Below are 21,958 nucleotides of genomic sequence, written 5' to 3' on the forward strand. Positions count from 1 at the left end.
AAATGACGACTTTCAACGATTTAGATTTATCTAATCCTTTAAGAAACGCAATTGAAGATTTAGGCTTTGTATCGCCAACTCCAGTTCAAGAAGAAGCTTTCCCTATAGTAAGATCAGGAAAAGACGTAGTAGGAATAGCACAAACAGGTACAGGTAAAACATTTGCCTATGTATTGCCTATTTTAAGAGATTTAAAATTTTCAAAACAACTAACACCTAGAGTAGTGATTTTAGTTCCTACTAGAGAACTAGTAATTCAGGTTGTTGAAGAAATTGAAAAGCTATCAAAATACATTACACTTAGAGTTTTAGGAGTGTATGGTGGTGTAAATTTAAATAGACACAAAGAAGCCGTGGCTCTAGGAAGCGACATTATAGTTGCTACTCCAGGACGAATATATGATTTAGCATTAAGTAGAGTTTTAAAACTAAAATCGGTACAGAAATTAGTTATTGACGAAGTAGATGTAATGTTGGATCTAGGATTTCGTTTTCAATTATTAAATATTTTCGATTTATTACCGCCAAGAAGACAAAATATTATGTTTTCTGCAACAATGACTGAAGATGTTGAAGCTTTAATTGATGATTACTTTTTATCGCCTAAAAAAATAGCAATAGCCGTAAGTGGTACTCCACTAGATAATATAGAGCAAAAAGCATATAATGTTCCTAATTTTTACACAAAAATTAATTTAATAAACCACTTACTTTTTGATAAAACAGTATATAGTAAGGTATTAATTTTTGCTCCGAATAAGAGAAATGCAGATCGAATTTTTAATTTGTTAGATGAAGAATTTCCAGGACAAACATGTGTAATTCATTCCAATAAAACTCAAAATTATCGTATTCGTTCTATAGAAAACTTTAATGAAGGAAAACATCGAATTTTAATAGCAACAGATGTAATTGCTAGAGGATTGGATTTAAAAGAGATTACACATGTAATTAATTTTAATACGCCTCATTTCCCAGAAAACTATATGCACCGAATAGGAAGAACAGGACGTGCAGAACATAAAGGAACTGCTATTTTATTATCTACAGAAAAAGAGCAGGAAGCCAAAAATAGAATAGAGGAGTTAATGGATTATACAGTGCCTCTTTCTGAAATACCTGAAACTGTGGTAATATCAAAACAACTTACAGAAGAGGAGCGTCCTAAAGAAGAAAGAGAACAATCTAAAAACAGAACTTCTCAAGAATATGTACCTGGACCAGCTTTTCACGAGAAAAAAGAAAAGAATAAAAAGGTGAATTTAGGAGGTAGTTACCGAAGAGAGATTGCAAAAAAATATAAGAAACCTAAAACAAAAGGGGACAAAAACTATAACAAAAGAAACAAGCGAAAATAAAATGCACATACTTACAGAGCAAGAGTTACATAATTTGGCAATGAATTTTATTGGCAAAAAGTTGCAAGAAATGGGCTATGAGTTTGTGGCAGTAAATAGTAAGTTAAAAAAACATCCACAGTTTGTTTTATTCAAAAAAGGAGAACCTACTATTTTTGTTTTAGTAAAGGCTACTAAAAATTTACAAAACCCAAATGATTATGATGTTTTATGGATGGAAACTTTTAAAGAACATGCTAAAAAACAACATGCAAAAGTTTGGTATGCAGGTGTTGGAATAGCCAATGCAGAGAGTGTAGATTTACCTGTTATTAAAGATAAACCATACTATATTGCTTTTGAAGACTTCTTGAAGTTATCTGGTTGATTAATAAATGATTGCATAATACACTTAATTTTAACCAAACATAATCATTTTTTAACATATAGTACAAAAAGGGTTTTTTCCTGCCATAATACCATGTTAATCAATTATATTTGTGTTGGGATTATTTTTAAATTATTAACTATTATGGGGAAATTATTACTTAAGAGAGTTAGTAGTTTTTTTAGAAGTTTTATCGTACTACTTTCAGATTTTGGTAGCGCAGCTAGCTACGCAATAAGAAATTAAGAGTTAAAAAAACTATTAACAAAGGCGCTTATTACTAAATTTGTAATAAGCGTTTTTTGTTTATCCATATCATAAATATTTTGAAAACCCTTCTAAAAAATATTCGAGAGTGCAGTTTGTGTAAAGAACATCTTACACCTAATCCTGTTATACAAGTTAGTAAAAAATCAAAGATTATTATTATTGGTCAAGCACCAGGAACTAAAGTACATGCATCAGGTATTCCATGGAACGATGCCAGTGGTAGGCAATTAAGAAAATGGTTGGATGTAACAGATGAACAGTTTTACGATGAAACTCTTTTTGGAATTGTACCAATGGGTTTCTGTTATCCTGGAAAAGGAAAAACAGGAGATTTGCCGCCAAGAAAAGAATGTGCACCTCAATGGCATCAACCTCTTTTTGATAATATGAATGAGATTGATCTAGTGTTATTGATCGGTATGTATGCTCAAAAATATTATTTAAAAGAGAATGCTAAAAAAACACTCACAGAAACGGTGAGTAATTTTGAAGAGTATTTACCTAAGTACTTTGTATTACCGCATCCTTCACCTAGAAATCGTTTTTGGCTTCAAAAAAATGGTTGGTTTGAAGATAGCGTAGTACCTATTTTAAGAAATAGAGTGAAAAAAGTACTATAATAAAAATCCGAAACAAGCATATACTAAATTCCGGACTTTAAAGTAATTTCTTTATTATAAAATAGATGTTTTAATCACAACTCCTTCTGTTTTCATCTCCTGTAGGAGAATATACTCTAATCCAATCAATTTTCATTTTAGTGTTATCTCCAGTTTTTATATCAGAACTATTCCAAAAGTTTTCAGCACCTCCATATCTCCATACTTGTGAAGCCTGACTTATAATCATATGCATTTCTCTGGTTAAACCATCACCACATTTTGTGTAGCTTCTAGGGTCAATACCATCTTCTATTCTTAAACCATTCACGGTTTTAACTAGTTTACCATCTACAAAATAGTCAAGCCTTGTAGGACTTACCCATTTTACACCAAAATAATGATAATCTTCACTCCAAACTACATCATTTTCACGAGTACAATCATTGGTAGTTTTCTTTCGAGACATCCATGTTTGTATTTTAGGCTGATAATCTTTTCTTTCTCCTCCTATATTGGCAAAAGTATGATGGCTTAAGTGTATTCTATCAGCAAAATAAGGATTAGCACATTCAGTTCCGTCTGGTAGTAATCTAGGACCATAAGCTTCAAGGTTGTCTATTTCTTCGGTGGTTCCTGGGTCATCACTTAACATCCATACAGCATTTGCTAATTGAGAACTACTTATTTTTACTTTCGCTTCCTGAAATAAAGGGTAGCTACTTTTTCCTCTACTAGTAATCATACCACAGGCTAATGTTCTATTATTTCCAACTCCGTTTTCTTTTGCTGAAAGAACTAGTGCGCGATTGCTTCCATATATGGTTTCAAATGTAACTTGCTCACCAGTCCATACAGTTGGTAATGGTCCGGTATAACTATTAACAAATCCAGGTTTCCATTTTTGATTGTATTCAGGAGAACTCTTTCCTCCAGGATAATTAAATTCATCAGATAAAGAGTTGACAATTTTCCAAGATTTCATTCCAAAAGCATTTCTATTTACTTCTTTTGGAGTGTTATTTACACGTGTATCAAAAAGAATATCATTTAAAGGACTACAGTTTGAGGTGATTGCTATATTTCCTGTTTGTGATGTTGTAGTACCTTCATTGTTAAGATGATTGCTTATGGTTAGTTCATCTGATGTTTCGTTTGAAGTAATTTCATTACTGCTACATTTAATAAGTGAAAAAGCAAGCAAAGAGTAGGATAAAAGGATGATTTTTTTCATTGATTTAGGGGTTAAAAACGGTTGAAACACTAAATTTTACCGTTTGGTTTTTTTAAATGTATTGAAAAATGAGTGCTTTTAACCTTGAATAAGCGCTATATATGATAGGTGTTTAGTTTTTGTCTAGATAATTGAGTGGTTTTTGATAGCTTAATGATTTTCTGTGTGCTTTTTTATGGTATTCGTAAAATAACTCTTTTAAATTTTTAATTAAATAATTTAAAGAAGCATGTTTTACTTTTTGTAGCTTAAATGGTATATAATTTAAAAGAGATTCTTTGTGGATAAAGAATCTCTGAAATTTGTTTTTTAGGTTATTCCCAGCAGAATAAAGATGGATTTGGTTTGTATACATAAAGTCTCCAACCATTGTTCGTTGATGGACATCCTGGCTTATATGCTCTACCAGCCGTATTTCCTGGACCACCACAAATAATAAAAGAACATGGCCAGCTATCTACATAAGAACCATCATAACCTCCTACAATAGTTTTCTTTTCTTCTTTTGTAAGGATGTTTGCCTTAATTTGTTTTAAAATGTTTTTTTTCATTTTTATAAAGTTGATTAATTAATGCCTACTCATAAAGCTTTTTGGCTACCGCTATTTAAGTATATTTATAAAGTAGCATTTGCTACATTTTGTGCTGTGTATATGCTGTTGTATGTTGATAAGAGTGGAGTAGGAATTAAAATTTCTAGCAACATAGATTTGTCCATAACAAATGATATTAATTTATCTTTTAGCTCTTTTTTGTTGGTTTGTTTCAAAAAATCTTCATCCTCACTAAGTTCATTGTATAACTCTTTTACAGAAGTTTCAGTTTCAAAATAAAGTAGAATAACCATCCAATCTTCTAGTTTTTCTTTTCGTAGTTTATTATTCTGAGGTAATTTATAGTTTATATAATACGCTTCTTCCTCTTCAATAAATTCAGCTGTTGAGTTCAGTTGAAAAGTGGTGTTAAATATATCTTCAACAGTTTTATCCTCTAGCCACTCGTAAATCTTAAATAAATAATCGAATCTTTCTTTAGTAAAATCACATTCAAAAGAACTGTCTGTAAAATGATGTTGTAGTCGATTGTTTAGTTCAGTATAGAATTCTGGATAATGGTATTTTAATCGGGCTTCTAATTGTTCACAAGCAAAAACAGATCTTTTAGCATAACCTATACAATGCACATACTGTGAGGTAAAAGGAACTATATGGAAATTAATAACTTTAGAAAAATCAGTGTCTACATCTTCTAAAAAATAATTAATAGGAATATTATTTTTCTCAGCAATGGCATAGCCTAATTGTTGTTCAAAGATAGTATTGAAAATACCGATGTCTATTTTTTCTAAAATATGAGTGTTTTTATTGATGAAATCTAACACGGTATCTTTTAATTTTTGAAAGAATTTGTAATGCTTTCCACCAATAATACCTGCGTTAAATGCATGTATTTTTTGATGTTTGTATAATGAGTTGACTAATTCTGTTGGAATCCAATCAAAGTGAATAAAAATATCGTTTAGAGCTTTTTCATAAGCAGGGAAATTTACCTCTATATTTTGAGTAAAAACTTCTGAAGATGTAAGAGATTCGGGTAATTTTTTCCAAATAAAAACATCTGAATCAGCATGAATAAAAGGTGTTTTTTGCTCAGCATACGTAAAAACTTTACCAAGTGCCCATAATTTAGAGTTGTATGAGTCAATTTCGTTTAAGGTAACATGGGTTTTAGTGTACGGAATGTTTAAAATATCTACTAAAAGTTCTTTTCCTTGTTCATCAGTATATAATTCAACATTACCATAAAACTCTTTAAAAGTTAAACAGCTTAATGCTTGGCTGTAAAAAGAATATTTCTGTTTTAGCCAACCGCCTTTAAATCTAGAATTAAGATCATCTGAATGTTCTGTACTGGGTTTCGACCAGAAACTTTGTATTACTTTCATTTAAAATAAGTGTTTAGGTAGGTGAAATTGATGAAAAGACTCTTCCAATAGAAGAGTCTTCATATATGTCGCTTTGTTTATTTTATTCCCAGCAGAATAAAGAAGGATTTGGATTGTATACATACAATCTTCTTCCAGAACTATAAGTTGGGCATCCAGGTTTGTATGCTAGTGCTCCATTATTACCACTACAAATAATAAAAGAACAGCTTCCTGTAAATGATCCATCATACCCTCCTACAATAGTTTTCTTCTCCTCTTTAGTAAGGATGTTTGCTTTGATTTGATTTAAAATGTTTTTTTTCATTTTTAAATTAATTAAGTTTGACCTACTCATATAGCTTTTCGGTTTCCGCTATCATTAGTTTTAAGACATATGTATTGGTCTTCGTTGTACAACAGTTTTAATTCTAATTTTAAAAGGTTGAACTTCTCAAAGTGTCGCTACTATTTTTAAAGAAAAAGTGAAGTAATAAAGAGGGTGTATTACAAGTTGTCTTATCAAATAGAATTTTTCATGATCCTATAACATAGTTCTCTTTAAATGTAGGATAAAAACTTAAGTAGTTTAAATGTAGGTTTTTACTATTTCGATTTCGTGTTGATAAATTCTTGTTTTTTAACTTTTTTTATCTCGATTTGTCAGAAATTGGTTGGTTTTATTATTAAAAATGAATTAGGCGTTGTTGTTTGTTAATAATTGAGCCAAATGTTATTTCGGAAAGTATTTTGTGTAACTGGGAAGTGTTTTTGAAGGTTTTTATCAGTCAATAGTTACTTTTGAGTAACATCATCAAAGATGTTAAAAGGGGATTACTACGATAAAAACCCGTTAAAACAATTGTGTTTTAGCGGGTTTTGTGTTTTGGTAATAAGATTAAATATTATTCACATGAGCAACCGAATAAATCTAGGAAGTTGTCATAGTGATGAATTATTTTATCATTTTTAATTTTAAATATTACTCTAAAAGGATCTTCTCCTTCACGTATATCAATATCATTTTGATTTCTGTAGCCAAAGTAAAGATCATTGTATTTAGCAAAAACCTTTACATGTTGGCTGTCCCCATCAAAGGAACAATCTCTCCATAGGTTTAGGTTTGTATAATTGTTTTTTTGAGCTTCAGCTTTTTTATAGTTTTTAAAGCTTAATGATAGTTTTTTTTCTGAAGCTAAAATAGGTTCGCCTAATTCAGGGTAGAGATTGTCAAAAACAAGAACACCTTGTAAGCCTTCACCACAACCATCACTTCTAAAAATAACATCACTAATGTTTACTTTTCTAACTCCTTTTTCGTAGTAAACGTACCAAAATTTATTTTTAAAATGATTGATGTTTTTTGTTATTTTTTGATTTGAAAAAAATGATCCGATAGGATTGTTAAATAAAAGTTCGTCTATTTTTACTTCAGTATCTTCATTATTAGCATGGTATTTCATGATAGCTGTATAGTCATATTCTAAGCTGTATTTTTCGAAAAAACTTTCAAGTAAAATACCATAATAGCCATGATTAAGTTCGTAAACACCTTGAAAATGATTAAGTGTTGAGTCAGATTTATACTCTATTAACTCATAAGAATTCTGAAGTTCCTCTTTAGATTTTAAAAAACCATCAAAAACATAGCTGGGAGTGTTGGTTACTTCGCTATTATCAATTTGGACCCATTCACCATATATTTTGTATCCATTTTCATTAAAAATAAACTTTTTAGATGTTTTTTGAATTACATTTATTCTCGATCTATATGATATTTTTCCAATTTTATTGCCGTTGATAGATGGTTGGTCTCTAATAACTAAACCATTAAAAGCAGTTACATATTTAAAATTTTCGTCTTGAGAAAAACAGTAAGAACTTAAAAAAAGAATAGTAACAATTAATTTCAATTTCATAGCATATTTTTTAATGCGCTTCTAACCAGTTACTACCTAAACCAATTTCAACATCTAAAGGAACAGCTAGTTTAAAAGCATTTTCCATTTCTTGTTTTATGATAGGTTGTATGGTTTCAAGTTCTTCTTTATGAGCATCAAAAACCAATTCATCATGCACTTGTAAAAGCATTTTCGATTTAAAGTTTTCTTGCTCAAAACGCTTATGAATATTAATCATGGCTAGTTTAATAATATCTGCCGCACTACCCTGAATAGGTGCATTTACCGCATTTCGTTCAGCAGCACCACGAACAATAGCGTTTCTTGAGTTAATATCTTTTAAATATCTTCTTCTACCTAAAACAGTTTCAACATATCCGTTTTCACGAGCAAAATCTACTTGAGTAGAGATGTAGTTACGTAATTTCGGATAGGTTTCATAATAGGTGTCAATTAAAGCTTTAGCCTCTTTACGAGATAAATCTGTTTGATTACTTAATCCAAAAGCAGAAACCCCATAAACAATTCCGAAGTTAACTGTTTTGGCATTACTACGTTGCTCACGAGTAACATCTTCTAAGGCAACATCAAAAACTTTTGCAGCAGTAGAAGCATGAATATCTTCGCCATCTTGGAAAGCTTTAATCATCGTTTCTTCTTCACTTAAAGCAGCAATAATTCGTAATTCTATCTGACTATAATCCGCAGCTAACAACACATAGTTTTCATCTTTAGGAACAAAAGCTTTTCTAACTTCTTGTCCTCTTTTAGTACGAATTGGAATGTTTTGTAAGTTCGGATTGTTAGAACTTAACCTTCCTGTAGCAGCTACTGCTTGTGCATAAACGGTATGTACTCTTCCTGTTTTCGGATTAATTTCAGCAGGTAAAGCATCTACATACGTACTTTGTAATTTTTTATACTGACGATATAATTGAATATCGCGGATAATTTTATGATCTTTTGCTAAGAATGATAACACATCTTCAGCAGTAGAGTATTGTCCTGTTTTAGTTTTCTTAGGTTTGTCTACCAGCTTCATATTTTCAAATAAAACAACACCTAACTGTTTTGGCGAAGCAATATTAAACTCTTCACCAGCTTGCTCATAAATACTCTTTTCTAAATCTTTAATATCATTCGATAATCCTTCAGACAGCGATTGTAAAAACTCAGTATTTAAATTAATACCTTCAATTTCCATGGCTGTTAAAACAGAAACTAATGGAGTTTCAACGGTATCAAATAAAGAAGTAACATTTCCACTTTCTAATTCTTTAGTAAAATGTTCTTTTAACTGAAAAGTTATATCAGCATCTTCAACAGCATATTCCGTTTGTTTAGAAAGCTCAACGCTTCGCATGGAAAGTTGATTTTTCCCTTTTTTACCAATAAGTTCGGTAATAGGAACAGGTTGGTAGTTTAAATATGTTTCAGAAAGAATATCCATATTATGACGCATATCTGGATTAATTAAATAATGCGCAATCATGGTATCAAACAATTTTCCTTTAACCGGAATGTTGTAGTTTGATAATACTTTAATATCGTATTTTAAGTTATGACCAATTTTTTCGATGGTTTCATTTTCAAAAAATGGTCTGAACTCTTCAATGATTTGTTGTGTTTCTTCTTGATCTTCTGGAAAGTTTACATAATATCCTTTACCTGTTTCCCAAGAAAAAGCAATACCAATTAATTCAACTTCTAAGGCTTTTAAACCAGTTGTTTCAGTATCAAAACAAACAGAAGTTTGTAATAATAATTTTTCTAACAGTAACTTTCTACCTAAAGAAGTGTTGATTAACTGATAAAAATGAGAGGTGTTTTCAATGGTTTTAAATCCGTTAACACTATTTTCTTCAGATGCGTTTCCGCTTCCTGGTTCAGCAAATAAATCAAACTGATCTGGATTTGAAGTTGATTTTTTAGTGCTACTAGCTATTTTTTCAGGAGTAGTAGCGGCTCCAAATGTTTTAGCAAAACTATCAGATAGTCTACGGAATTCTAATTCTCTAAAAATTTCAGTAGTCTTATCAATATTAGGTTGTTCAAAAACAAGCTTATCTTCTTCTAAATCTACAGGAACATCTAGCATAATAGTTGCTAGTCTTTTAGAAAGTAAACCAAGTTCAGCATTAGCCTCTACTTTTTCTTTCATCTTTCCTTTTAATTCATGAACATTTTCAAGTAAACCTTCCATACTTCCGTAGGCAGCAATAAACTTTTTAGCCGTTTTATCACCAACCCCAGGCAATCCAGGAATATTATCAACAGCATCTCCCATCATCCCCAAATAGTCTATTACTTGTTCAGGACGTTCTACTTGAAACTTCGCTTTTACTTCTTCAATTCCCCATTTCTCATATCCATTTCCCATTCTTGGCGGACGATACATAAAAATATGTTCAGAAACCAACTGAGCAAAATCCTTATCAGGCGTAACCATGTAAGTTTCTAATCCTGCTTTTTCAGCTTTTTTAGCTAAAGTTCCAATAATATCATCAGCTTCATACCCTGCTTTTACAATGGCAGGAATGTTCATAGCTTCTAATATTTGTTCTATATAAGGAACTGCTATTTTAATAGCTTCAGGAGTTTCTTGTCTGTTCGATTTATATTCAGGAAAAGCTTCAACTCTATCAACACTACCGCCTTTATCAAAACAAACAGCTAAATAATCTGGTTTTTCTCTTTTAATTACATCAAGTAAAGAGTTGGTAAAACCTAAAATAGCTGAGGTATCTAATCCTTTTGAGTTAATTCTAGGGTTCTTAATAAAAGCATAATAACCTCTAAAAATCAATGCGTAAGCGTCTAATAAAAAAAGTCTTTTTTTGGTTTCCATGTATTGTTCAAATTGAAGATTGTAAAACTACGAAATCAATAATCAATTAACAATGATCGGTGATCAATTATCAGTTTCAGTTTTTCAGTTCTCGTCTATCAATTATCATTTTGTAGTACTTCACTCGGTATTGTAACATATCCTTATTATTTAAAGCTGGTAGTTATGAGTATTTCTGAAAAAGAACTTAGAGCTTCCAACTTCAGGCTTCTAACATTTAATATTGTACTTCTAATATCAGTGGTAAAAATTAAATAACTATTTATTGATCACCGATCATTGATCATTGATAAATGAAAATTTTCTGTTAAAAAAATATCGCTCAGATTATTAATTGATACAATGGTATATAAAAAAACCTCTTAAAGCTAATTTAAGAGGTTTGTAAAATATTTTTGATTGATTTAATACCAAGGCCAAGCGCTAAACTGCTCGCAATAGATAGAGTTATCGTCTCCAGCCAAATCTCTTTTAGGGTTACCTATATAAGAAGGATTCATTACGTTAACAGGAGAAAATTGTAGAAAATCACCATCAGGTTGTCCGTTTTCGTTAACAGAAGCTATTAATACACCAGAGTGTCCTAAACCTAAAGAATGTCCAAATTCATGTAAAGCTACAGAGGCAATATCAACTGAACCAGGAGCAAGTCCATCTGCACTCCAATTAACGTTGTCGTTAAACCAAGTTTCTGTGTGCGATAAATCTATTTTTCCATCGCCATTTATATCTGTAAAGTTGCCGTTTTCATCTCTAAATCCGAAAGAGAAATTAACAGCTAAAGTATTTGTTGATGATGCTCCAATTAAATCGAAGATAAAAGCAGGAATATACCCTATAACATTATGGTCTGCTACTGGGCTAGATACACCGTCTCCTAAATTTAATATAGTACTAGGAAATCCGTCTGTTGCTAAAGAAAAAGCTTGTTTGTCAATAGCTACATTATTACAAACAGATGCATTTTCCCAAACATCATACATGTCGTCAAAAATTTGCTCAGAAGGAATTCCGCTAGGCGACGTTGCAAATTCAGAAACTACTACATAAGTTAAATTATCTCTGCCTTCTCTTCTTGGATCATTTGGAATAAATCTAAAGCCAGTTCTATATTCATTAGAAGCATCAATAATAGGTATTACCGTAAGTACGTCTTTATCGGCTAGATTATGTGCCTGATTATAGATTTCTATTTGAGCAATTCCGTAATCTTTTAATTTTGTATTAATGTCCTCAGCAACAACAAGCGTTTTATTAATTCCTTTTCCTTGAATACTTTTGGCTGTTTTAAAATTAAAAGTTAGGTCATTTTTACTTAAAGTTTGAGTTTCATCTTTAGGTAACTGTTCTTCCTCTGAATTACAAGATGATAACATAAAGCTCGCCGTAACAGCGATTGTTAAAATTGATTTAATGGTTTTCATTTTTATTAAAATTTAAAAATTGTTTCTAATTGGGAGTAAATAGTTAATTAAATTTAAATATTTAGGTTAAATGTAATTAAGTTTATAGTATATGTGTAGTGAATGTTATTGGATTCTTGATTTTTTAACCTTTTAAAATAAACTTTTAACGTTTTAAGGTGTGCTCAAAAGTTAAGGCGTTTTGAAGATGTTGTTTTTCTGTTAAAAAAATATCGCTCAGATTATAAATTGATACAATCAATTTATCTTTGTATGATTTTTAAAAGGATAATATGTCTAGATGGATAGTACTAATCATACTTATAACACTACTAATAACATTTGAGTTTTACGCTTTTCAGGCAGTAAAAACAATTACCAAAAATAAAATTATTCGCTACTCATGGTTGCTTTTTAGCTTATCTGCTTATGCTAATTTTTTCTACATGATATTTACTTACGATAGAACGTTGGGGCAAACGAAGCAGTTTCAGTGGGCTGTTGGTTTTTTACTAATAGCAATGCTACCAAAGTTATTTGCATCAATTGTTTTATTTGGAGAAGATATTGTTAGAGTGATAGGTAAAATAGCTTCTTCGTTTTCTAATGAAGCTACCAAACCGCTTGCAGGAAGAAGAAAGTTTATTTCACAGATTGCATTGGGTATTGCAGCGATTCCTTTTGCTAGTATTTTGTACGGAATTATTAAAGGACGCTATAATTTTAAAGTAATTACTTACGAATTAGCGTTTAAAGATTTACCTAAGGCTTTTGATGGTTATACCATTACTCAAATTACTGATATTCATTCAGGGAGTTTTGATAATAAAGAGAAAATTCAATATGGTGTTGATTTAATTAATGAGCAGCAATCGGATGTTATTTTATTTACAGGAGATATTGTAAATAATTTTGCGCATGAAATGGATGAATGGATTCCGCTTTTTAAAGAGTTAAAAGCACCCGACGGAAAGTTCTCTATTTTAGGAAATCATGATTATGGTGATTATGCTACTTGGAAGAATAAAGAAGATAAAGTAGCCAATTTTGAAGCTATTAAGAATATTCACCCTCAAATAGGGTTTGATTTACTATTGAATGAAAATAGGTATTTAGAGAAGAATGGCGAACGAATTGCGTTGGTTGGAGTAGAAAATTGGGGGAAAGGTTTTAACCAATCAGGTGATTTAGTAAAGGCTTCTGAAGGGATTAATAAAGAAGATTTTAAAATTTTATTAAGTCACGATCCAAGTCATTGGGATGTACAAGTAAAGGAGAACGATTTTAATTATCAATTAACATTAAGTGGTCATACACACGGATTGCAATTTGGTATTGAAATTCCTGGTTTTTTAAGATGGAGTCCTTCTCAATATGTATATAAGCAATGGGCTGGTTTATACAATGAATTCGGAAGATATATAAATGTAAATAGAGGTTTTGGGTATCATGCTTTTCCGGGAAGAGTGGGTATTTGGCCTGAAATTACTGTAATAAAGTTAAAAAAAGCTTGATTTTAATGGTTTTTTAACGAGTTATTATAGTTACTTAATAAAAAAATAGTAAATTTAGGCGCTTTACGTTAATTAATTTAATTTAAAATGACAAAGTTTGGTGAAATTATTAATATCAGTAAGCCTGTATTGATAGATTTTTATTTCGACTGGGACGACACCGATAATAGTTTAGATACTTTACGCGATGTTGCTGCGGCCTTAGGCGATAAAGCCAAAGTTATTAAAATTGATATTAAAAAAAATGAAGTGCTTGCGGAAGCTTTAAGAGTAAAAGGGAATCCTACTTTTATGATTTATAAAAATGGAGAAATGAAGTGGAGAAAAACAGGCGAGCAAGATGCCAATACGTTGATTGGTTTGGTAAAGCAATTTGTATAAGAAATATTAGCTTTTTAAGCAAATATAAAACAAGGAGGTTAAAAGCGGTTGGGGAACTATTCAACCGTTTTTTTTATGTTATAACATCAAGCTGTTTCTTGCTGCGTATTCCTAATAATATATTGATTACAAAAAGTATTTGTGCTATTAAAAACATGATCATCCCAATTCTCATTGACAGGTTGATGTTGCCTATATTTTTTTGATTATTAGATTGGGAAAAGAAACAAGTAGTATTCCTATTGTAGAAAATAATGCATGACTGAAAACTAACGAGTGTATAAGTTTTATATTTTGCTTTTTCAGTATCCAATATACAAATCCGACCATACCTAATAAATAGATAAATAAAGCATACAGGTTTAAGCGTTGCGTTGTAAAGCTACTATTCTTGTTTACAAGCGTGTTTTTAGTGTAAATATTCAAAACATCAATATTATTTATAACACCAATGGTTAGGAATAGGAATGCTAACAAAATGAAAGTGATGTGAGGAGTGAGGAGGTTTTTCATTTGAGGGTTATTTTTTCATTAGTTTTATTAGAGGGCTACGGTATTCTTCATCTTTTTCATTTAAATAAATTATTCTTTTAGAAAAATTGAAGTTCACAAATAACTCAGCGTAGTCTTCTTCATTTTCTAAGAAAATTTTGAATCTACTTGTACCGCTTTTATAATTAGTTTTTTCTTGATTTAGATTAGCACAGGTAAATATTTGAGAATCTTTAATAGATACATTGTTGTCGTTTAGTCCGTATTTGTTCGATAAAAAAGAGAGTAATCTATCACTTTCTTTTCCTTTGGAAATAAATTGAATTCCATCTTTAATAAACATATTTTTAGGTTCACCATTTACAAATCCAGCAGGAATATCTTTTTTCAATTTAACAATAATTCCAACAGTATTATCATTCAAGGTTGCACTTGTATTGTATTCAATGTATTCTCCAGATTCTTTACTGTCAATAATAGATAGGGGCACATCAATAAAACCTTCAGTTGATTTTAAATTTGTTAAATCAATTATTTTTGGTGTATCATTCTTACATCCTAATATTCCAAATGTAAGTATTGATAATAAAAGTCCTTTTTTCATATTTATATTGGTTTGTTTTGTCGTTAACAGAGCTTATTAGAAGTTAAACTTTGAACAAACAAGTTAACTAAAAAATAAGCCTCTTAAAAAGGTTTGTTTAAAAGTTTTTTTGTGAAATTATAGAGTGTTGCAACGGCTACTATAGTTGTGTGCAGTTTTTGTTTATTCAAATTGTAATGCTATCTTTTCCGATATTCTTCTAACCAAATATAAATATGGTTTAATCAGTTCATTGTTTTTTGGTGTAGGTAAAATAACTTTGTTTTCTCTCGAATGTCTTAAATGAACGACAGTATTTCTTATTTTTTCAATATTTTCTTTTACAGATTTTAGTGTTGAGTTATTAATGTGTTTAGCCTGTTCTTTATTATCAAATATTTTTTTCACAGTTAAACCACCATCAAATTTCAAATCTTTGCAAAAGAAATCAGTATTGGTTAGCAATTCATCTTTTATGTCATTTATATCAATAAAAAAGCTAATTGAACTTTCTAATTTATTCGAATCAGATTTATTCTTATAGAAATGATTTTTTAAAAGGTCTTGGACTCTTTTAGAATATTCAGATGTATTATCAGCAATATCAGGTTGTGATAATATTTTCTCTAGTTTATTACTTACGTCAGTCTCTAGGAAATAGTACGTGCAATATTCAATGATTTGAAAATAAAAAATAAACCTTAATCTTAAATCACGAGTACTATTTGCGACTTCGAAAATGTCTAGAATTGTCTCATTTATCTTTTTGGCATTTATTGTCTTTGGAAAAGATTTTTCTTTAGAAATACAAGGTCTTTTTATTTCTTCTGTTTCTTTTTCATTGTTCAATAGGACTATTTTCGGATGAGAACGCTCAAAGTAGCTCATATAAAAATTAAGAGTTTTAAGTAAAGGCGTAAATTGACCTTTAAACTTCTTAAAATTACCTTCAACAAAAAATGAAATTGGAACCCTGTCTTTATTGTATTGTTGAATGTACGCAGGTCCTTTGTTGTCAAAGTAACTTCTAAAATCTCTTAAGTTTCTATGTTCTGAATCTGTATCTGGTTTAAGAATCCTTAAGTTTTTAGCAAGAAACTCAATCGATTTTGAACAAGTGTCGAAATGACATTTATAAGATTCACCTTGATAATTGAAAGTGAATTTTTTCTTAATAATTGGGTCAGTTTTTAAACGAGGTGAAAATATGAATTCAAGTTTATCATCTTCAAAATGGTGTAAACCAATAATTTCTGGCGGAAACTTTATTTTCATTAAAACAGTAGTTCGTTTTCCTGTATCTATTTTAAAGCCAATTGAATCATCTTCCCATAAATTTTTTATGATGTGAAAGTCTTTTACTTTTTCAATTTTAACAGTTGGATTATTCTCAATTATCTTTTTTAGACCGTTATTCATAGTTTGGTTTTAATTGCACACAACGTTCAGTATAAGAAAAGTAGGGCAGATGATAAGCGATACGTTTCGGTTTGATGCCAAGTCAAATATAAATATTTTGCTTTTATCTTTTTTGTTGAAAATATCAAATTTTATATTTGGCGGACTTTATAAATAATCACAGAACTTTGGAGTTAACACAAACGCACTATGTTTTTTATACCGTGTTGTACCTAGTTTATTTCTATTTCATCTAAATTGATTAATGTATTCTTTACTTTCTCAACAATTTCAGATTGATTTTTATGTCCATCGAATAATTCTAAATAATCTTCGATTGTTCTAAATTGGGTTTGTAATTTTCTAATATTTCTTGTTTTGTTTTGAAAACTTAGGATACTAATTATAAAAGCTCCTTTATTACCAAACTTGCTCGGATCATAATCTGTTTTAGATATTATTTCTATTAACTCATATATAGAATTGTATATTGTTTTGGTCGATAAATTACTAAAATCACCTTCTAATTCATCATCAATTAATTTATATAGAAGATAAACAATATATTCATCTCCAATATTTAATAAATTGTCAAATTTGGTTGAGAAATCAGAGTCAACTGAGTTTTGGCTTTTTTTGTGCTCAGACTTGAAAATTTCGATAAGAGAATAAACAAAAAATAATTGACTATAAAATGGTGAGTCAATATCTCCTTTTAAAATTTCATAAAGAGGATGTTCAGATTTATTTGTTGCTTGAAATACTTCTTTATACATAAATTTAGGAGCACTCAACGCTATATGTGGTGATTCAAAAAAAGCAGAATACCATAATGGAATTAATGAAGTGTTATGAATTGTTTTACTTAGACTATCACTATTATTTACAAATACTTCTCCACGTTTAGTTATATAGCCAATACCTTTGTTTTCAAATAATTCTTTTGCATAAACATTAAATTTCTTATTACTTATTTTATCTCTGAAACCAATAGCACTTTGAGTATTTGTTGCATCTGTAATTAATTCTACAAGCTCTGGGTCTTCAGTTTCATAAAGACGAATAGTTATGTATACATCATCTAATATGTTTTCATCTTTAAGGTATTCTTGATAAAGAATATAAGTGGTTTGTAAACCATTTACAATTACTGGATTTTTTGTAGGTAAGTTATAAGTACCTAATTGAGGATTATATGGTAAATTAAATTCGTTACAGATTATTGTTATTCCATTATTTAAAAAAGGAAAATATACATTTTTGTCACTATTAATAGTTTCAAGTATCTTTTCATTGGTTAAATTTTTCTTACCTAAAAAACCTCTAATATTTTCTGCAAATATTTTTTCAAAAGTATCGTTTGTAGATTTTTCGAGGTCTAATAATTCACATAACTGTTTTGCTGGAATCCTAAAAATAGCAGCTTTTACTTGATAAATAGAAAAACTAATTAAGCCTTGATTATCTTTTTTTGATGTAATGTTTGAATTTTCAGGCTTAAAGACAAAGTTAATTTGTTTTCTTTTATTTAAGGATTTTACTAAGCGTCTAATTTTTTGATACAAATCATTAGAATCCCAAATTTCAAATTCATCTTCAGAGTGAAAATTATCGGTCAGTACTTTGTTTGATGTAAATTTTGGATCGTCAATTTTTCCATTATATACAAAGTATTGTTTACAATCAACAATTTTTCCAGACCTAACAATATGTTTAAATTTTTCTATTGATTTATTTAAACCTGATATATGAAGTTTATTCGATTTATTACCATCAAAAAAGATTTCTTTAAAATCATTTTTGAATTTTTCAATTTGATTTTGCCCAAATTTCTTAGAGTTTTTACATTGAAAAATATGCATTGTGTAATTACCATAATCTTCACTAAAAAAAATCCCATCGATTCCTCCATCTTCACTTCCTTTTATTAATATATTATCATATACTTCATCGAAACTTCTATCCAAAACTGCTGAAATAGAAAATACTTCGAATGCATCATTAAGACTAATATTAAATTTTTTAGATATTTTATTTAAATAACTGTCAATAAAAAGTTTACAGTTCATTTTTTTTAGTAATTAGGTACAACGTAGGGCTAAACACAATTGTGTTTATTCCCATTATATTATTTATATTTTGTTATTGAAAAATAAAAAGGAATAGGAGGTTTAGTTACATATTTCTTCATCTTTTCTTAGAACTTAAAGTTATAAAATAATAATAGTAGCACAATGTTTTTAATGTGAAATTTTAATACAATAATGTCATTTTGTTATATAATTGAAATGTTTTCTAAAAGAATAGAGTTTAAAACCTAAATAGAAAAAGATTGTCAAAATTACGTACGGTGGTGTGAGGTGGGACTCAATTATCTGAAGAGCCGTTTACTCGATTGTGTTCTTATTTTTTTAATTTAGAATCAGTTTTTAATTCTATCATTTCTATCAAAGTAATAAATCCAACACAGTCTTGATTAATTAGAGTTTTACCAGAATTAGACTTAATATATAGGTATTTTATAGAATCAATAAATTTAATTTTGATGATATCATTCCATTCAATGATTTTTTCTGTTCCTTTCCAATTTGTAATAATAATTCTTGAATCATTAAACTCAACACTGTAGTTATAATAATACATCATCATTAAAACCCCTGGAATAAAAAATAGTAGAACTCCAAAAGGTGCAATAAACTGAATTTCTTGATTCCAATTTAGAATCATAGCATATGTAAGTAATATGGAAATAAAAACAAAAATAATTCCCAAAACTTTATAGGTGAGATTAGCCTTTAGTATATACCTTCCACTAATTTCTTTTCTTAATTTTTTATTTGATTTATTCTCAGAATACCAAATTACTACCGCAAGAATACTATTTGCTACAATAAATAAAATTAAGTTGGTCATTTTTTAGTAGGTTAATTGTTTATAGACCGTGTTAGCAAATGTTATTTTTTGTATTTCTCTCCAGATTCATTATATAGTTCAGACATACTAAAAGCTGTTGGACTAGAACCATTTTGGTTAAGTAAATCCAATTTTTTTTTAGCCTCAGATATTGTAGGAATATGACCTTTGTCAATATACCACATTACTGCTTTATGTCCTTCAATTTCATTCGCCCATTTTTTTCTGCTTTTGAGAAAATAACTGTGTACAGTTTTATAGGTATACTCACTTAAAGAGGCATAATTTTCCCAAACAGACATATTTACAAAAATCAATTTATCCTCATAAGGAGTTTCCAATTCGGTAGCGCTTTCTCCACTTTCATCCTTGAGTCGCCAAATAAAACCGCTACTTTCTTCTGCCAATAAGTTAACTGGAGCTAGAAAGTCTTTAAATTCTTTAATAATAGGAGAGTTTAATTCATCTTTTAATTTGATAATATTGTACTGGGCAAGATGTTTCTTATTCATTGTTTATGTTTTTAATTTTCGTTTAAATACCAAATTTTATATTTGGCGGCATTGAATATAAGCCCAAACTGTTCAAACAATTTTAGACTCCCTTATGTTTTTTATACAATGCTACGTGTGTTTCTGATCCAACTTTTAATGATTTTATCAAATAATTTAGAAAAAGGTTCTTCTATATTACTTAAATCATTGTCGTAATCGATTTGTAATGTCAAAGGATCATTTCCTGAGTTCTTCTTAATTAACAAAAAGAAATTGTTACCATGTATAAATCCATAATCAATTGCTATAAAATTTTCAATATCAATATTTATAAATCTATAATCATCATTGTCCAATTTGAAACCATTTTCTAAATCATTGATTAAGATTTGTTGATTAGCTCTAACCATTTCAATTCCATCGTTGACTTTAATTTTTTCTATGCAAGAATTAAATCTGTCAAAGCCCATTGTCTTTCCTCCAAGAAATAAAAATTCCTCAATAGAACTAGGGATATTTCCATTAAAAGTCTGCTTAATAGAATCAATTTCTTTTTGCGAACAACCATTCATTTTGTTATGATTTATTGATTCCAGATATTTCACAGAATCTATTAAATACTGATAATGGTATTTAGTTGTTTCGTTCATTTTTTTAAGATTATACATAACGTAGGGCTAAACACAGGTGGCAGCTTTTGCTGACACTTTCCGTTTTAGCCACCGTGTTCATTCTATTTCTATTTTTGAAATTTTAAATTCATATTCTCCTTTTATTTCAATCTCTGCTAATCCAATTATCATTCTATCAGTGGAAGGGAATATTGTTTCCAAATCGGTTTCAAGTATTGTTTTCCCAACTCTTTCAATAAACTCCAATTTATAATTTTTGACAAATTGATTTTTATTGATTATTGAAGTCTTAAATTCTTTTCTTTTCTTAATTTCAATAGGGAATTTTAGGTATTTATTAAGTAATTCTTCGTAATTTTTTTGAACAAGTAACGTTTGAATTTCACTCACAAAATCTTTAGATTTTATAAATAAATTATCTGTTATTTGACCTGCTTTTACTTCTGGTTCTTCATACTCTTTGAAAAAATCAATCATTTCTTTTACTTCATTCAAATGATAACCAGAATTGCCATTTCCCGTAGTTAATATCTGATTGTTCTTTATAAACTTCATAGTTTTTGATGAAGGATTTTTTACTTCTTCTAATCTTAAGTCTGTTAGAAATTTAAAGTAAATGGGCTTTTTCTTCAATAATCCAGATCTATGAATTCCTCTAACCCATAACTTATGATGGAATCTATATTGACTATTATAAAAATGAGAAAGTACAATTTCAGTATTTGGAAGAAAATGTGGAGAACCTTTTCTCAATAATTTTTGATTTCCAAAATGGACATATTCTCGGATTTTTCCTTTTACGATATACATTTTATTTTTTCTTCCTTTTTTGTTTTCATGGTGGCTAACGTTAAATATATGACAAGTTGGGCAGAAAACAAGCGATTATTTTTCGGTTTAGCAACAAGCCAAGTCTTTTGTGTTTTGTTTTAAACTCTCTTTAATACCAAATCAAAAGATTTGGTGACTTTACAAAAAGATAGTCACCTTTCTGTTAAATACTAATCACCCAATTCGCTATATATAATATTGTGAGCCAGTATTTTCACTCAGTTTATATTTTTCTTGAACTTCATTAGAGAAAATTATTGTTAAATGGTCCGCCCAATAATAATTATCAGATTCATCTTCTTTTATCTCTAGAGTAGCAATCCAAATTTTATTTTTACCGAATGAGAATTCCCAAGTTTGAGGTAATTTGATAACAGTATTTTCGGATTTAACTATTCTATCGTTTTCATATTCTGTTGTAATTCCTTCACTAATATCCCATAAAACTCTGATTCCAGATATTTTTTCTCCAATCAGTTTTTTCCAATTTTTATTTTCCGAAACATTAAAGGTTTTAAACCCTTCTTTTTTTTTCTCTAATTTATCAATAATGGTAAATCCGACATCATAACTATAAAATTCGTTATCCCAAAATATTTGAATAAGTTTTCCGTTTTCCAATCGGAATATTACATTCATATCGACCGAGTGAATATCAGTTGAGAATTCCCAAAATTCAGATTCATCAGTTTCCCAATTAACTTCTTCATAATAAACCTCACAGATCTTTTGTCCGATTAGTTCACTTTTTATTCTTTCATAATATTTACTTTCTTTTTCGGTCATTCTATGCTTGCTTAGAACGGTTTGTGTATG

At 29.4% G+C, this 21,958-nt stretch carries 20 protein-coding genes; 5 read left to right on the top strand and 15 right to left on the bottom strand.

The window, feature by feature from the left end:
- The first annotated feature begins 2 nt into the window (after nucleotides 1–2).
- The 3 genes from EYW44_RS05020 to EYW44_RS05030 all read left to right on the top strand — a co-directional run bounded on the left by EYW44_RS05020 (nucleotide 3) and on the right by EYW44_RS05030 (nucleotide 2,615).
- The gene (locus EYW44_RS05020; RefSeq protein WP_132722581.1) at nucleotides 3–1,358 is read left to right on the top strand and encodes a DEAD/DEAH box helicase; all 1,356 of its coding nucleotides are present in this window, start codon (nucleotides 3–5) and stop codon (nucleotides 1,356–1,358) included.
- A 1-nt stretch (nucleotide 1,359) separates the two neighbouring features.
- Nucleotides 1,360–1,725 (top strand): Na(+)-translocating NADH-quinone reductase subunit F, encoded by a 366-nt coding sequence (locus tag EYW44_RS05025; protein ID WP_132722582.1) that lies wholly within the window; start codon nucleotides 1,360–1,362, stop codon nucleotides 1,723–1,725.
- A 326-nt stretch (nucleotides 1,726–2,051) separates the two neighbouring features.
- Entirely contained in the window at nucleotides 2,052–2,615 is a 564-nt protein-coding gene (locus tag EYW44_RS05030) for a uracil-DNA glycosylase family protein (protein ID WP_132722583.1), read from the top strand.
- A 70-nt stretch (nucleotides 2,616–2,685) separates the two neighbouring features.
- Here the strand turns inward: EYW44_RS05030 and EYW44_RS05035 are convergent, their stop codons facing one another.
- The 7 genes from EYW44_RS05035 to EYW44_RS05065 form a co-directional block, all read right to left on the bottom strand.
- A complete protein-coding gene (locus EYW44_RS05035) occupies nucleotides 2,686–3,828 on the bottom strand; it encodes a hypothetical protein (protein WP_132722584.1) in 1,143 nt (380 codons plus the stop codon).
- Between the two features lie 314 nt (nucleotides 3,829–4,142).
- Complete coding sequence (locus EYW44_RS05040) at nucleotides 4,143–4,379, bottom strand: hypothetical protein (RefSeq protein WP_132722585.1); 237 nt, start codon at nucleotides 4,377–4,379, stop codon at nucleotides 4,143–4,145.
- A gap of 65 nt (nucleotides 4,380–4,444) precedes the next feature.
- Nucleotides 4,445–5,773 (bottom strand): DUF6734 family protein, encoded by a 1,329-nt coding sequence (locus EYW44_RS05045; RefSeq protein ID WP_132722586.1) that lies wholly within the window; start codon nucleotides 5,771–5,773, stop codon nucleotides 4,445–4,447.
- Between the two features lie 82 nt (nucleotides 5,774–5,855).
- A complete protein-coding gene (locus tag EYW44_RS05050) occupies nucleotides 5,856–6,080 on the bottom strand; it encodes a hypothetical protein (RefSeq protein ID WP_132722587.1) in 225 nt (74 codons plus the stop codon).
- 577 nt (nucleotides 6,081–6,657) lie between these two features.
- On the bottom strand, nucleotides 6,658–7,671 hold the full coding sequence (locus tag EYW44_RS05055) for an SH3 domain-containing protein (protein WP_132722588.1): 1,014 nt from the start codon (nucleotides 7,669–7,671) through the stop codon (nucleotides 6,658–6,660).
- A 10-nt stretch (nucleotides 7,672–7,681) separates the two neighbouring features.
- Complete coding sequence (gene polA / locus EYW44_RS05060) at nucleotides 7,682–10,501, bottom strand: DNA polymerase I (protein WP_132722589.1); 2,820 nt, start codon at nucleotides 10,499–10,501, stop codon at nucleotides 7,682–7,684.
- Between the two features lie 404 nt (nucleotides 10,502–10,905).
- Nucleotides 10,906–11,925 carry a matrixin family metalloprotease gene (locus tag EYW44_RS05065; protein WP_132722590.1) on the bottom strand — a complete coding sequence of 340 codons (1,020 nt, stop codon included), beginning with the start codon at nucleotides 11,923–11,925 and terminating at the stop codon, nucleotides 10,906–10,908.
- Nucleotides 11,926–12,197: 272 nt separating this feature from the next.
- Between EYW44_RS05065 and EYW44_RS05070 the strand changes: the two genes are divergently transcribed.
- Nucleotides 12,198–13,418, top strand: coding sequence for a metallophosphoesterase (locus tag EYW44_RS05070; RefSeq protein ID WP_132722591.1), 1,221 nt, complete (start codon nucleotides 12,198–12,200; stop codon nucleotides 13,416–13,418).
- A gap of 87 nt (nucleotides 13,419–13,505) precedes the next feature.
- Complete coding sequence (locus EYW44_RS05075; protein WP_132722592.1) at nucleotides 13,506–13,799, top strand: thioredoxin family protein; 294 nt, start codon at nucleotides 13,506–13,508, stop codon at nucleotides 13,797–13,799.
- A 520-nt stretch (nucleotides 13,800–14,319) separates the two neighbouring features.
- On the opposite strand, the gene EYW44_RS05080 is transcribed toward EYW44_RS05075, so the two are convergent.
- The 8 genes from EYW44_RS05080 to EYW44_RS05115 all read right to left on the bottom strand — a co-directional run bounded on the left by EYW44_RS05080 (nucleotide 14,320) and on the right by EYW44_RS05115 (nucleotide 21,928).
- The gene (locus EYW44_RS05080) at nucleotides 14,320–14,895 is read right to left on the bottom strand and encodes a hypothetical protein (RefSeq protein ID WP_132722593.1); all 576 of its coding nucleotides are present in this window, start codon (nucleotides 14,893–14,895) and stop codon (nucleotides 14,320–14,322) included.
- A 162-nt stretch (nucleotides 14,896–15,057) separates the two neighbouring features.
- On the bottom strand, nucleotides 15,058–16,293 hold the full coding sequence (locus EYW44_RS05085; protein ID WP_132722594.1) for a hypothetical protein: 1,236 nt from the start codon (nucleotides 16,291–16,293) through the stop codon (nucleotides 15,058–15,060).
- A 212-nt stretch (nucleotides 16,294–16,505) separates the two neighbouring features.
- Nucleotides 16,506–18,341 (bottom strand): AIPR family protein, encoded by a 1,836-nt coding sequence (locus tag EYW44_RS05090; RefSeq protein WP_132722595.1) that lies wholly within the window; start codon nucleotides 18,339–18,341, stop codon nucleotides 16,506–16,508.
- Between the two features lie 334 nt (nucleotides 18,342–18,675).
- A complete protein-coding gene (locus EYW44_RS05095; RefSeq protein ID WP_132722596.1) occupies nucleotides 18,676–19,185 on the bottom strand; it encodes a hypothetical protein in 510 nt (169 codons plus the stop codon).
- Nucleotides 19,186–19,226: 41 nt separating this feature from the next.
- On the bottom strand, nucleotides 19,227–19,697 hold the full coding sequence (locus EYW44_RS05100; RefSeq protein ID WP_132722597.1) for a DUF3291 domain-containing protein: 471 nt from the start codon (nucleotides 19,695–19,697) through the stop codon (nucleotides 19,227–19,229).
- A gap of 101 nt (nucleotides 19,698–19,798) precedes the next feature.
- The gene (locus EYW44_RS05105; RefSeq protein ID WP_132722598.1) at nucleotides 19,799–20,329 is read right to left on the bottom strand and encodes a hypothetical protein; all 531 of its coding nucleotides are present in this window, start codon (nucleotides 20,327–20,329) and stop codon (nucleotides 19,799–19,801) included.
- 78 nt (nucleotides 20,330–20,407) lie between these two features.
- Nucleotides 20,408–21,121 (bottom strand): hypothetical protein, encoded by a 714-nt coding sequence (locus tag EYW44_RS05110; RefSeq protein ID WP_132722599.1) that lies wholly within the window; start codon nucleotides 21,119–21,121, stop codon nucleotides 20,408–20,410.
- Between the two features lie 207 nt (nucleotides 21,122–21,328).
- Entirely contained in the window at nucleotides 21,329–21,928 is a 600-nt protein-coding gene (locus EYW44_RS05115) for a hypothetical protein (RefSeq protein WP_132722600.1), read from the bottom strand.
- Between the last annotated feature and the right edge of the window lie 30 nt (nucleotides 21,929–21,958).

Source organism: Tenacibaculum sp. M341 (genome assembly GCF_004337695.1).
GTDB lineage: Bacteria > Bacteroidota > Bacteroidia > Flavobacteriales > Flavobacteriaceae > Polaribacter.